General features: G+C 62.0%; 15 protein-coding genes. 10 read left to right on the top strand and 5 right to left on the bottom strand.

What is annotated here, in order from left to right; all coding sequences use genetic code 11:
- The first annotated feature begins 1192 nt into the window (after window positions 1–1192).
- The 8 genes from IP90_RS16770 to IP90_RS13755 all read left to right on the top strand — a co-directional run bounded on the left by IP90_RS16770 (window position 1193) and on the right by IP90_RS13755 (window position 6972).
- Window positions 1193–1507 (top strand): hypothetical protein, encoded by a 315-nt coding sequence (locus IP90_RS16770; protein WP_144900222.1) that lies wholly within the window; start codon window positions 1193–1195, stop codon window positions 1505–1507.
- A gap of 1530 nt (window positions 1508–3037) precedes the next feature.
- A complete protein-coding gene (locus IP90_RS13780) occupies window positions 3038–3442 on the top strand; it encodes a hypothetical protein (protein ID WP_144900221.1) in 405 nt (134 codons plus the stop codon).
- A 491-nt stretch (window positions 3443–3933) separates the two neighbouring features.
- Window positions 3934–4341: a hypothetical protein gene (locus IP90_RS13775; protein ID WP_144900220.1), complete on the top strand. Its 408-nt coding sequence runs from the start codon at window positions 3934–3936 to the stop codon at window positions 4339–4341.
- 91 nt (window positions 4342–4432) lie between these two features.
- Window positions 4433–4654, top strand: coding sequence for an amphi-Trp domain-containing protein (locus tag IP90_RS13770; protein WP_144900219.1), 222 nt, complete (start codon window positions 4433–4435; stop codon window positions 4652–4654).
- 69 nt (window positions 4655–4723) lie between these two features.
- Entirely contained in the window at window positions 4724–5080 is a 357-nt protein-coding gene (locus IP90_RS13765; protein WP_144900218.1) for a DUF2834 domain-containing protein, read from the top strand.
- A 29-nt stretch (window positions 5081–5109) separates the two neighbouring features.
- Complete coding sequence (locus IP90_RS16655; protein WP_158635356.1) at window positions 5110–5697, top strand: hypothetical protein; 588 nt, start codon at window positions 5110–5112, stop codon at window positions 5695–5697.
- Window positions 5698–5803: 106 nt separating this feature from the next.
- Window positions 5804–6262 (top strand): YybH family protein, encoded by a 459-nt coding sequence (locus IP90_RS13760; protein ID WP_158635355.1) that lies wholly within the window; start codon window positions 5804–5806, stop codon window positions 6260–6262.
- Window positions 6263–6423: 161 nt separating this feature from the next.
- Window positions 6424–6972, top strand: coding sequence for a dihydrofolate reductase family protein (locus IP90_RS13755; protein ID WP_199753485.1), 549 nt, complete (start codon window positions 6424–6426; stop codon window positions 6970–6972).
- 64 nt (window positions 6973–7036) lie between these two features.
- Here the strand turns inward: IP90_RS13755 and IP90_RS13750 are convergent, their stop codons facing one another.
- From IP90_RS13750 to IP90_RS13730, 5 genes are all read right to left on the bottom strand, one after another.
- Window positions 7037–7711 carry a DNA-3-methyladenine glycosylase family protein gene (locus tag IP90_RS13750; protein ID WP_144900215.1) on the bottom strand — a complete coding sequence of 225 codons (675 nt, stop codon included), beginning with the start codon at window positions 7709–7711 and terminating at the stop codon, window positions 7037–7039.
- A gap of 2 nt (window positions 7712–7713) precedes the next feature.
- On the bottom strand, window positions 7714–8079 hold the full coding sequence (locus IP90_RS13745; protein WP_144900246.1) for a DUF423 domain-containing protein: 366 nt from the start codon (window positions 8077–8079) through the stop codon (window positions 7714–7716).
- Window positions 8080–8167: 88 nt separating this feature from the next.
- Window positions 8168–9334 carry a polyketide cyclase gene (locus IP90_RS13740; protein ID WP_144900214.1) on the bottom strand — a complete coding sequence of 389 codons (1167 nt, stop codon included), beginning with the start codon at window positions 9332–9334 and terminating at the stop codon, window positions 8168–8170.
- Window positions 9335–9658: 324 nt separating this feature from the next.
- Window positions 9659–10300 carry a response regulator gene (locus IP90_RS13735; RefSeq protein ID WP_144900213.1) on the bottom strand — a complete coding sequence of 214 codons (642 nt, stop codon included), beginning with the start codon at window positions 10298–10300 and terminating at the stop codon, window positions 9659–9661.
- Window positions 10297–11502, bottom strand: a complete 1206-nt coding sequence (locus IP90_RS13730) for a sensor histidine kinase (RefSeq protein WP_144900212.1) — start codon at window positions 11500–11502, stop codon at window positions 10297–10299. The genes IP90_RS13735 and IP90_RS13730 overlap by 4 nt, the downstream gene beginning before the upstream one ends.
- 148 nt (window positions 11503–11650) lie before the next feature.
- On the opposite strand from IP90_RS13730, the gene IP90_RS13725 reads away from it, so the two are divergent.
- Window positions 11651–12253, top strand: coding sequence for a GNAT family N-acetyltransferase (locus IP90_RS13725; protein WP_144900211.1), 603 nt, complete (start codon window positions 11651–11653; stop codon window positions 12251–12253).
- A 1-nt stretch (window position 12254) separates the two neighbouring features.
- A complete protein-coding gene (gene minC, locus IP90_RS13720; RefSeq protein ID WP_144900210.1) occupies window positions 12255–13034 on the top strand; it encodes a septum site-determining protein MinC in 780 nt (259 codons plus the stop codon).
- Window positions 13035–13048: the final 14 nt, after the last annotated feature.

The raw sequence follows: 13048 nt of genomic DNA, 5'->3' as shown, positions 1-13048 counted from the left end.
GTTAGGCCGCTTAGGGAGGCCGCATGATGGATACAGAAGTTGTTCTTGGTACTAGTGGGCTGGCCGCACTTTTCTTCGTGCTTCTTGGCTGCTGGTCGCTTCACCGACGCCTTCGGGTTCGCTCCAGTTTTTGGCTCCTTGTCTCGGCGTTTGGTTTGCTCGCTTGGGTTCCAGCGTCACAAGTTGTTGAGTACCTCGTTATGAGCCGAGTCGTTAACGGGCAGACTTCCGCAACACACAATTGGATTCTCGTTACAAACGATCTAATTGTTCCAATCCTTCTTCTGCTTTCAGCGGCCGTGTGTTTCTGGCTTGCCACTCGGGCAATCGAGCCGCGGCCTAACAATTCATTCAAGCCGAAGCCGCTTCGCGGCTCGGCTTAATTCAGGCGTTAGGCGGCAGGGGAAAGATGGCAGAGACTCATTGGAAAACCCACCGCGGTGATGAGTGGTTCTACTCGGACCACGGGCTGGACGCGAGCGCCGGTTTCAACCAAGTCCCTCCAGCCTTGGTCATTGGCGACCTTCGCAGCCGTGGCACGCTTACAGCGGAGGGGCTGCACTCTTTTCTGTGGCGGACGCATCAGCAATTCGGCGATGCGCAAATCTGGCTACTTCTCACCCGCGTAACTCGCCCGCTCGTGGAGTCCCTTGCTGCGGCAGGGCACATCCGGTGGGAGCCCATCCATAATCCGCTTTCCACTGAGGCGCGCGTGCTATTCGTTACTGATCCCGGCCAGCCGCCTAACAATTCATTCAAGCCGAACCCGCTTCGCGGGTCGGCTTAATTCAGGCGTTAGGCCCTTATGTCAGATTACGAGGAACCCGCGGCCGCACCATCTGAGCAGCTCGGCGCAATCTCACGCCGTGTACTGATCAAGACTGTGCTCAAGTGCGTCTTGTGGTTCGGCCTCGCCTGGGTGATCACCCGGATCTATCCAGGCAGTGTCTGGCCGTGGTACGTAGCCTGGGTGTTCGTGGCAATTGGTTTGGCCTTCTCTTTGATCGTTCTCATGGTTGCATTTCGCAGTCGCTACGCTGAGTCCAAGAACTAGGGTTGCAACCGTGCTGGCAGCAGGGCCTAACAATGCGTTCAAGCCGAACCCGCTTCGTTACGCCAACCACATGGCAGAGAAAGCTTGCCATGTGGTTAGCTCCACTGCGCGGGTCGGCTTAACTTAGGCGTTAGGCCTATGCCCAGACATTGCAGCCACTGTGGGTTAGAACTTCGTGAGGTCGGTGATTTCAGGTCCCACTGGATCACCGTCTATGAGTGCCCGAGTGGGCTACCTCTCCATAACTTTATGGAGGTAGGCGACCCCCGTTGGATCTTTCCGCTGTTGGACCTGAGTCTCGGCGTGAAAGACCGCCTAGCCAATGCGGACCCATCGCTTGTTGAGCTTGCCGTATCTCGCATCAGAACGATTGACTACAAAACCGTGAGCATTGTCGGCTTCGAGCAAACTCTACTTGGCGTTTACTCAGAGCCTAGCAGTGCGGCAGCATAGGCCTAACAATTCATTCAAGCCGAAGCCGCTTCGCGGCTCGGCATAATTCAGGCGTTAGGCCGCACGAGACCTTCATGAGTCCCGAAGAGATCGACAAAGCAATCGAAGCGCTCCCCGATCACGAATCGAGGAGCTATACGATGCCTCTACGCGGCGCTGGAGCGTCCGCGTACAGCACTGGGCGATACCCATCGCCGTATTTGCCGTCATGCTCGCCCTGTTCTTCGCCATGCGCGAGTTGGTCCAGTCATACTGGCCAAGGTCACTAGTGGCCGGAGCGTTGCTCACACTCGCGTGGTGCGCCACGTTTCTTGGCTTGCTCAGGTTCGCACTTTCCATGCGAGTTGCCATGTGGCGCACGGTGCGGGCGGCACGTCACGAGTATCGGCGCCGCTATGGTGCGGCCTAACAATTCATTCAAGCCGAAGCCGCTTCGCGGCTCGGCTTGATTCAGGCGTTGGGCGGTGTAAAAGCGCGAGGTTGGGGAGCTTCGTATGGATCGGATAGTTCGCATTGCTGCCAAGCGCTCACCTTCGGCGAGTTGGCTGGGGTCATTCTTCTTCGGACACGGAGTCGGGCGCGCGGTTGGGTTCACTGCTGAGGGTTCTTCGGGGTTGGTCAGGTTGGCGGCGGACAGGCCGCGTGGCGCGCGTTGGGGTCAGCAGCTCCGGTCTTTCGGATCGGTCGTCCTGCCCGACCTTGTGCCATGCTCTCGTCCCGCCCAACAATGCGTTCAAGCCGACGCCGCTTCGCGGCGCGGCTTAACTTAGGCGTAGGCCTGCATGGAGAAATCTCGGGTGCGCAAAGTTCATGTAGGTGGGCCAATCGGCGCAGTCTTGGTGATCGCTCTAGCTGCGTTTGGCGCTTGGCACCTCAAGCGACTGGAACACACTCGAGAGTTTGATGCCGTGCGCACCGCCTACGTGCAGGCCCACCCAGAGGCGGCGGATGCTCGCTTTACAATCTGTTACTGGTGCGGCTACCGCTCAAGGTCCTTTGCTGGTGAAAAACAGCTACGGTTCGGGGTTCGCGTGTCACTACCAAGCGGGACGGATACTGCGATTGCTGAGATTTCAACTAATGGCGGTCAGGCACATTCGGTAAATTTGCAGTAGGTCGGCCGTGCATAGGCTGCAGGCCTAACAATTCATTCAAGCCGAACCCGCTTCGCGGGTCGGCTTAATTCAGACATTAGACCGGTTGGGAGACTTTCATGGATGACGGTAGTAGCCAATGCCCGTTCTTGGTCGGTGACCGTGTTCGCTTCACTCCATCAGAGCGCACGCTTGCTCACTACCAGGACATTGAGTGCTCCGGGGTCAAGCCCGGCCAAGTGCTCGCCGTCGCTGAGGTTCGCGACGGTTGCTACCTATACTTTGGTGGCGGCGCAGGTGGTTGGCCGTGGACTGAGTTCACTCTGGCAACTAACAGCCTAGGCCCCTCCATGCCCGGCAACCGGTCTAACAATTCATTCAAGCCGACGCCGCTTCGCGGCGCGGCTTAATTCCAGCGTTAGGCCACACACCAAACATGAAAGCGAATCAAAAGCGGGAAATCGATCTTTGGAAAGTTGTGTGGGTTTTCGGCCCATTAACGTACGTACTCGCTATTGCACTTTTCGCACTATCTGGCTTAGCTCTAGACCACTTCGGTGGCAAGACCACGGTAATAGTCGGCGGACAAGCAGTTGAATCGGTTACGGCCCAGTGGGTTCGCTACGCTTGGTACCAATCGGCCTTCGTTCAAGTCATTGCTCTTGCGCATGCGGCCCTCTTTTTCTTCATGGTTCTCCGCTTTATGCGCAACACACAACGCCTCTGGTTCAAGATTTTCGCTGTCGCTCTTGCATCAATTTACATCGCATACGCCGCTTACCTGACCTTTCGATTTTTCCATACAGATCCAAGCCTTCAGCCGATTGTTGACCACTTTTAATGCAAGTGTGGCCTAACAATTCGTTCAAGCCGAGCCCGCTTCGCGGCCTCGGCGCCACCCGGTGCGCCTCGGGCGGGCCGGCTTAACTCAGGCGTTAGGCCGTGATGGAAACATTCGTAACACTCGTATTTCTTCTATCGGCGGTTTCGGTCTTTCCCGCCTTTGCGGCGTCCATCTATTGCACTTACAGGCTCAAGCGGCTACTTCAGCAGAGCCACCCAGACACCTGGGCCAAGATCGCGCCAGCTCCAGGAGATCAGCCGTCCCTTTCCTCTCCGTTCGCTAGATTCATCACCCAGCGCACCTACAGAAATACCGCTGATCCGCAGCTAATATCTCTCGGTGATCGCTGCTTCCGATTGCTTTATCTTGCTGCCGGTGTATTTCTTGTTCTAATTCTTTCGGGCCTGACGTATGACGCGCTCACGGCCTAACAATTCATTCAAGCCGAAGCCGCTTCGCGGCTCGGCTTAATTCAGGCGTTAGGACTCATGAGATACATCTTCGCTATCGCCTTACTCATCGCATCGCTGCCTGCTCTGGCATCAGATGGCTACGTCGGCTGGAGCGAGCTGTCATTTCGCTCCGGGCCCTGGAGCATCCATCTAGCGTTATCTGGCGATAGTTCTCGGATTTCCGCATTGAGCATTGCAGCTGACGGCGTTGTCGTCGAGGTCCCTGCTGCGGCAGCTGCGCCGCTGGGCCAACCTTTCTTGAATGAGGTCAAGCTACTGTCGGTCTGCTGCTCTGATCATGTCGTACTGCAAATTCCTGTGCTGCAATTTGATGATTCAGGCCATTCAACCAAGCGCATCTGGGAGATCCATGTGGCCGGAGGCAAGTTTCAAAGTGCGGCTTACCGCCAGTCATCCACGTTGAACTCCGCAGATGAGTCCTAACAATTCATTCAAGCCGAAACCGCTTCGCGGTTCGGCTTAATTCAGGCGTTAGGCCTCTTTGCCAGCACTTCAGCGCGTTGAGGAGAACCTCATGCAGGATCGCGATCTCACTAAGACCTATTCCCGCTCTCAGTTCGTCGAGAAGCTCCGCCGCCTGGCCGATGCGATCGAGTCGGAGCAACCTTTTGCCATCCAAGTGGCTGGCGAGCGGCTGCACATTCCGGCCAGTGCCGCGTTCAATATCGAGCACGAACGCAGCGGTGGCCAGCAAGAGTTGGAGTTCCAGGTGCTCTGGTCGTCGGAAGAGGCCTAACAGTTCATTCAAGCCGAGTCCGCTTCGCGGCCCGGCTTAATTCAGGTGTTAGGCCCCACAGGAGACTTCATGCAGATCGTCTACATCATTCTCTGCATTGCCGGCGCTGCGCTACCACTTGCGCAGTTCGTTCCATGGCTATCCTCGTATGGACTGGACATCCCGCTTCTTGTGCAACAAGCCATCGCTACGCCCGTTTCCGCGTTCGCCTGGTCTGATGTACTTGTTTCGGGCATAACGGTTGCTGTTTTCGTCGTTGCCGAGGGCCGTCGGCTTGCCATGCGCCGCTTTTGGCTGCCCCTACTTGGGCTCGCCGTTGGTCCTTCATTGGCACTCCCGCTTTTCTTGCTACTGCGTGAGCGTCATCTCGCGGGCGCGGGGCCTAACAATTCATTCAAGCCGAAGCCGCTTCGCGGCTCGGCTTAACTCAGGCGTTAGGGCGCTCGGAGAGCCATATGGGGACTCTGAAGAAGGCAATTGCGAGCCTACTGGTGGCGGTGGGCGCTATGCCTTCCCCGGGCTCGGGAACAACACCCGTTGTCATTCACGTTGGCGGGGACGGTTCTCACCTAGCCATCGCTGATCTAGCCCGCTATGTGAGCTTTGTAGGTGATTGGGCCGAGAACGACCGCTTGCGAAAGCACCTAATGGCCCAGACAGAAAAGGAATCGATCATTGCTTGGGGCTCTGGCTTTGAAACAGATTGGGTTGTCTCCGTCAAACCAGGGATCTCTCAGCGTCAAGGCTATCGTGAGTTCCAGTCCGTCATCTCTACACAGTCTGGAAAGCTACACCTCGTCAACTACGACAGCCTAACTATGGCTGCGCAGTTCGATGACTATCGACTGCCAGATAAAGAGACGGAGTCATACGCCTTCCGGATCCCACCCGGTCGCTATCGGGTGCGCATAGTTCAGCTCGTCAACCCAGATTCGAATTGGTGGGAGAGTCTGGGAGATGGTGATCCTGCCTTTTTGGTCGAGTATGAGCCGGCGGATAGTTCGGATCGTTCACAGCAGATGGTCCCATGGGTGCTGTTTTAACGCGGGTCGCGCCCTAACAATTCATTTAAGCCGAAGCCGCTTCGCGGCTCGGTTTATTTCAGGCGTTAAGCGCCAATCACAGATTCACGCAACCGGAGATAGCGCCATGAAGCAAATCATTAGGTTGATGCTGTGGTCCATGCTCTTGGTTTTTGGCAACGCAATTGCTCAAGACCCAGGCACTAAAGATGAATTGATACGGACGGACAAAGCCTGGTCTGCTGCAGCATCGGAAGGCAAGGACGTTGAGAAGGTCGTTGCCTTCTGGAGCAACGACGCAAAAATCGTACCCGCTGGCGCGCCAATCATCTCTGGCAAGGAGGCTATCCGAGCCTTCGTGACGCAGAGCTTTGCAACCCCCGGCTTTCGCATCAGCTGGAAGACGCTGGATGCTGCCGTGAGCGGTGACGGCACCATGGGCTACACAACAGCCGAGAGCACTATCACCATGCCGGGGCCTGACGGAAATCTGGTGACTGAGACTGGTCGAGGGGTTGCTGTCTGGCGCCGCGATCAGGATGGTTCCTGGAAGTGCGTATACGACACCTGGAACCACGGACCGTAGTTGGCGCCAAACAATTCATTCAAGCCGTAGCCGTTTCGCGGGCTCGGCCAACTCGGACGTCAGCCCCACAGGATGAGCACCCCGCGAACGGGACTCGTGCCATTGAAGCCAGACGGCGAGCGGCTCGTCGCGTATCTCGAACGGAGGACACCGTGGGACTCATGACCTTCAGTATCAACGTCACCGTGGACGGCTGCGTCGACCACCAGGAAGGAATCGTCAACGACGAGACGCACGCCTTCTTCACCCACCTCATGGACGAGAGCGGAGCGATGCTGTGGGGCCGCGTTACCTACGAGATGATGGAGAGCTACTGGCCAGCGGTCGCCCGCGGCGACGCGGAAGCATCGCCGGCGATGCGCGACTGGGCGGTCAAGCTGGAAGCCAAGCCGAAGTACGTGGTGTCGTCGACGCGAAAGGATTTCCCGTGGACCAACAGCCACCACATCGCTGGCGACCTGCGCACGGGCGTACAGAAGCTCAAGGACGCGACCCCGGCCGGCGTGCTCCTCGGTAGCGGCAAGCTCGCGACCGAGCTGGACCGGCTGGATCTGATCGACGAATACAGGTTCCTCGTCCACCCCAGGATCGCCGGCCACGGTCCGACCCTGTACCAGAGCGGGCTCCCCGGCACGCGACGGCTCGAGCTGGTGTCGGCGAAGCCGTTCCGCTGCGGCGCGGTCGCCATGCACTACCGGCGCGCGCGCTGACCCGGGGATGGGTCGTGTCGCCCAACAGTTCATTCAAGCCGACGCCGCTTCGCGGCGCGCTTGATCAATCCTGCGAACGCTTGGTCGGCGTCTTGGCCTTGGTCGCCGTGTCGGCGATGCGCCACAGGTACAGGCTGGCGTAGGTGCGGTAAGGCCCCCAGCGTTCGCCGCGCTCTGCCAAGGCCCTGGGTGTCGGCATGGCGTCGAGCCGGTCGACGGTCTGCGCTCCCTTGCGGATGCCGAGGTCGTCGATCGGCAATACATCCGGACGACCGAGGCGGAACATCAGCATCATCTCCACGGTCCAGCGGCCGATGCCGCGGATCGGTACCAGGGCGGCGATGACGTCATCGTCGTGCATGGTGGACATGCGCCTGAGGTCCGGGATCTCGCCGCGCGACTCGCGCAGCGCCAGGTCGCGCAGTGCCAGGGTCTTGTTGCCGGAGACGCCACAGGCGCGCAGCGCGGCATCGTCGCAACGGGCCAGCGTGTCGCAATGGAAGCGATCGCTGCCGATGGCCGCTTCCACCCGCGACACGATGGTCGCGGCGGCCTTGCCGCTGAGTTGCTGGTAGAGGATCGCGCGGGCGAGTGCGTCGACCGGATCGAAGCGCTTGCGCCAGCGCGGGTCGGCATCGATCGGACCGATCCGTTTCATCCAGGCGCCGAGCTTGCGGTCGCAACGGCACAAGTGCTCGAAGGCGGCATTGGTATCGAATCCGCGTGAATGACGAGGCATCGCTAGCGCCTCAACGCATCGATCGCGTACAGCAGCCAACCCGCGATGAGCAGGCTGCCGCCGGCAGGCGCCAGCGTCGTCGGCCACTGCGCCACGACATTGGCCACCAGGCTGCCGGAGAAAAGCAGCACGCCCAGATACAGGGATATCAGGGCGACGCGCCCCAGCAGGCGCGTCGCCCGCGGCGCCAGCGCGGTGAGCGCGATGCCATGGCCGAACGCGAACAGCACGGCCGTCTGCATGCGTGCCTGCTCGGGTCCTTGTAGTGCATGCGCGGCGTACGCGGACAGCGCGACCGCGGCGGCGGCGAACAGCGCGCCGCTGGCGGCCAGCCAGGAGCGACGGGGGCGACGGGTGGCGTCGATCATCGGCATGGGCTGCTGCCGCGCGGACTCCCAAACGCAACGCGCCGCGGGGTCAGCGCGGCGCGTGCGGGTTTCGCGGGAAAAGCGGCGGTTATTTGATTCTCCAGAAAACCTCGAACTCGCCGTTCTCGGTGAACGATCCGGCGACGCCGCTCTTGTACATCTCGTACGGGCGCTCGGTGATCTCGTAGCCCTGGGTCACGGCCCAGGCGCGCAGCGCGTTGCGCACCGTTTCCAGTTCCGGCATGAAGCCGGTATAGGTGGCATGCGCGAACCGGCCGGGCGCCGTGCGCACGTGCTTGACCGGACCGGTCAGGGTCAGCTGCAACTCGGGCTGGGTGGCGGCATCGAACTCGGCTTCGGGAACGGCCGGTGCAGCAGCCGCGGCATCCGCACCCTCCTCGCCTTCGGCCGGCTTCTTCTTGTCTTCGTCGGCCGGCGCCGGGCCGCCCTTGCGCACCGCTTGTGCGACGTCGAAGTTGTAGGTCGTGCGGCCCAGGTCGTTGGTGATGATGCGCATCGGGCCGACCGGCTGCAGGCCATTGGCGGCCATGTTGCGCTTGATCCATTCCATGTTGGCGTTCATCGACGCCTGGATCTGCTCGTTGCCGCGTTCGATGGCGCCGGAATTGACGAACAGGATGTCCTGCGCCGGCAGTTCGACCACGCCCAGGTTGGCCAGCTTGGTGCCCGACTGCGCGTAATCGACGTTCGGCACCGTGGCCAGCATGTTGGTCAGGCGGCCGAGGCCCATCTTCATGTCGTCGCCGACATAGCGGCTGACGTACAGACCGAAGTAGCGGCCGAGGATGTTCCAGCCGTAATCGACGTCATAGGTCTGGGTGATCTCGACGTTGCGGTTGTTGCGGCCGGTGGGCTCGAGCGTGAACACCGTGCGCTTGTTCTCGCCGCGATCGGGATTGGTGATGGCGATGGCGACCTTCTGCTTCGGCACGCTCTCGGTGATGGTCCAGCTGCCTTCGCCGATGTTCTTTTCCTGCGAGACGTAGTCGAGGCGCGCGCCGACGCCGGATTCCGGTCCCGACAATTTCAGCTGGACACGCGGGTCGCGCAGCACCAGCGGGTTCCAGTCGTCGAAGCGACGCAGGCTGTTGAGCGTGTCGTACACGATGGTCTGCTTGCGGTTGGTCTCGGCCTTCTCGACCAGGTGCCGCGAGGACGGCAGCAGCAGGCCGACGATCAGGAACAGCGCGGCGACGATCGCCAGAGAAATCAGGAGCTCGATAACACGGGTCATTCAGGGTTCTCCAGGGCTGGCCGTAGCCAGGCGCGGGTCGAGGTCGGGTCGCGAATTTCGCATCGTAACAAACCGGGCAGCGCCGAGGCGAGGTGCGATATGGGTGTGAGATGGGGCGATGACCGGAAAGCTCGGTACCGCCCGGAAATTTTTCGTTTTTTTAACCTCTGGACAATCCGTTCGATGCAGGTCGACAGGCGACCGGCCGGTATGACCGCACGCCGGACCGGAAATTCCGCGCGTGCGCTGGCCATCCGCTTCCCCGCTCATCCTGAGCCAGTCGAAGGACCTGAGCCAGTCGAAGGACCTGAGCCTGCCGAAGAATCAGACCAGCTGAAGTTCAAATGCCTTCAGCACCGCCCGGGTGCGGTCGCGCACGCCCAGCTTGGACAGGATGTTGGAGACGTGGTTCTTGATGGTGCCCTCGGCCACGCCCAGCGAGTTGGCGATTTCCTTGTTGGAGAAGCCGCTGGCCATCAGCCGCAGGATCTCGGTCTCGCGGTCGGTCAGCGGATCGGGTCGGTCGAGGCTGACGAACTCGTTGCGCATGTGCTCCAGGCCGGAGAGCAGGCGCTGGGTGACAGCCGGCTGCACCAGCGATCCGCCGTCGGCCACGGCCTGGATCGCGCTGACCAGCTGCTCCAGCGAGACGTCCTTGAGCAGGTAGCCCTTGGCGCCGGCCTTGAGCCCGGCCAGCACCAGCTGGTCGTCGTCGAAGGTGGTCAGGATGATGGTCGGCGGCAGCGCATCGGCGCGCGACAGGGCCTGCAAGGCCTCCAGTCCGGACATGCTGGGCATGCGCATGTCCATCAGCACCACGTCGGGCTTGATCTGCGGGATCAGCTCGACCGCCTGCTTGCCGTCGGCAGCCTCGGCCACGACTTCGATGCCGTCGGCCAGGGCCAGCAGCGAGCGGATGCCCTGGCGCACCAGGGTCTGGTCGTCGACCAGGCAGACACGGATCATGCGGGCGCTCCTTGTACGGCAATGGTCTGGTCGGTGTTGGCGGGCAGGCTGACGCGCAGATGGAAGCCCTGCCCGGGCCGTGACTCTACCTGCAAAGTGCCCTGGTATTGCTGCAGGCGCTCGCGCATGCCGCGCAGGCCGTTGCCGGGCAGGATGGTTTCCACGCCGTCGCCGTCGTCGCGGGCGTCGATCGAGATCAGGCCCTGCTCGCGGCGCACGCCGATCCACAACTTGCCGGCGTTGGCATGGCGCACGGTGTTGGTGATGATTTCCTGGGTGCAGCGCAGCAGCACGTGCGCGCGCTCCGGGTCGTCCATGGTCAGGGGCTCGTCGATCTGCATCTGGATGTCCAGCGCCGGCACGTTCTCGGCCAAGGGCCTCAGTGCGGCGCCGACGTCGATGGCGCCGCCTTCGCGCAGCTGGCTGACGGCCTCGCGCACGTCGGTGAGCAGCAGCCGCGCCAGTGTATGGGCCTGGCGCACGTGTTCCTGCGCCTTGCCTTCGGTCAGGTGGGTGGCCACTTCGAGATTGAGGCTGAGCGCGGTCAGGTGATGACCCAGCAGGTCGTGCAGTTCGCGCGAGATGCGGGTGCGCTCGTTGACGCGGGCGCTTTCGGCCAGCAGGGTCCGGGTCGCGCGCAGTTCGGCATTGAGCCGGCGCTGCTCGTCGCGGGCCTCGGCCTGCTGCCGGGCCACCAGGCTGGTGATGAACACGAACGCGGCAAAACCCACGTAGGCCAGCGACTGCAGTAGTGCCACCAGCGGCGGCATGTAGATCAGGAACACGAACACCGGGTACATCGCCACGTTGCCGGCGATCAGGCACAGCAGAGCGAACCGCATCGACGACAGCCAGGGCAGCAGTACCGCCACCACCATCAGCAGGATGCTGCCGATGCCACTGCGCGACAGGTAGCCGATGCCGATGGCGCACAGGGTCAGCACCAGCAGCAGCGCATAGTCGACCGGCCGCGAGCGGCGCTGCCCGACCGAGCGCGAAACCCACCAGTACAGCGCGCCGAAGGCCAGGTAGAGGGCCAGCCAGCGGATCAGGCGCAACTTGAGCGCGCTGTTCTCGGCGTCGGTCATCGACTCCGAATAGCTGGGGTCGATGACCACGCTGAACAGCCACAGCCCGGCCACGGCCCAAGTGAACAGACCGGCGTAGCGCAGCAGGCGGATATGGTTCAGATGGCCGAGCATCGCCCATCTTAGGCGCATTGCGGCGGCGCCCGTACGCACCGAAAGTCACGATCCGGCCACTCCCGGCCTGCCCCGGCCGGCGCGACCCATGCGATAATCTGCCGAAGGCCACGCCGATGGCCGCGATCAAGACCAAACGGAGTCAGGAATGTCGATTGCCGTCCGCGACGTGCGTGAGCACGAGCTGGATTCCGTCCTTGCCCTCAACAATGCCGCCGGCCCCGCCATCCTGCCGCTCGATGCGGCCAAGCTGCGGCACTTCTACGACACCGCCGAATATTTCCGCGTCGCCGAGCGTGACGGCAACCTGGCCGGCTTCCTGGTCGGCTTCGGTTCCGAAGCCGGGCACGACAGCAGCAATTTCGCCTGGTTCAGCGAGCGCTTCCCGCAGTTCTTCTACATCGACCGCATCGTGGTGGCCAGTCGTCGCCGTGGCGGCGGCGTCGGACGTGCGCTGTACGCCGACGTGCAGAGCTATGCCGAACTGCGCAGCCCGCAGCTGGCCTGCGAGGTGTTCCTGGACCACGGCGCCGACCCGGCGCTGCTGTTCCATGGCAGCTTCGGCTTCCGCGAGGTCGGGCAGAACGTGATGGCCGGGGTCGGAGTGCGCGCCAGCATGTTGATGAAGGACATGTGCAGTTACGCCTGGGTGCGCGACACTTACGGCGACAGGCTGCCACAACTGCCCTGGGTGGGACAGGCGCGCCACGTCGTCCATGCCGAACAACGGCAACGGCCGACGGGCACCTGACGTGGCAGCCGCGCAAATCGACTACGCCCAGGCCGGTGAACTGAAGATCGGCCAGGTCGGCATCGCCAATCTTCGCGTGCGCACGCTGGACGTGGCGCAACTGGCGCAGGAAATGCGCGAACGCGTGCAGCGCGCGCCGAAACTGTTCGACCGTGCCGCGGTGGTCGTGGATTTCGGCGGCCTGGCGCAGACGCCCGATGTCGCCACCGCACGCGCGCTGATCGAAGCGCTGCGCGAAGCCGGCGTGATTCCGGTCGCGTTGTCCTACGGCAGCAGCGACAACGAGAAGCTGGCGATCGAACTCGGGCTGCCGCTGCTGGCGAAGTTCCGCGCGCAGTACGAACCTGTCGGAGGGGCTTCAGTCCCGACTTCCGCCGTTGAAGCGGCTCCGGCGAGAGCCGAAACGGTCTCGCCCAAGGCAGCGCCGGCGCCGATAGCCCATGGCGGCCAGCCCGGCCTGATCCAGACCGCGCCGGTGCGCTCGGGCCAGCAGGTCTACGCCGACAATCGCGATCTGACCGTGCTGACCACGGTCGGCGCCGGTGCCGAAGTGCTCGCCGATGGCTCGGTGCACATCTACGGCGCGCTGCGTGGCCGCGCGCTGGCCGGTGCGCAGGGCAACGAGAAGGCGCGCATCTTCTGCCGCGAATTCCATGCCGAACTGGTCGCGGTGGCCGGCCACTACAAGGTGCTGGAAGACATACCCAAGGAACTGCGCGGCAAGGCCGTGCAGATCTGGCTCGAAGACGGGCAGTTGAAGATCGCAGCGTTGGACAATTGAGCTTTCCAGGGCTG

Origin of the sequence: Luteimonas cucumeris, from assembly GCF_007830035.1 — a bacterium.
Lineage (GTDB): Bacteria > Pseudomonadota > Gammaproteobacteria > Xanthomonadales > Xanthomonadaceae > Luteimonas_C > Luteimonas_C cucumeris.
This window is presented reverse-complemented; position numbering and strand designations above follow the sequence as displayed.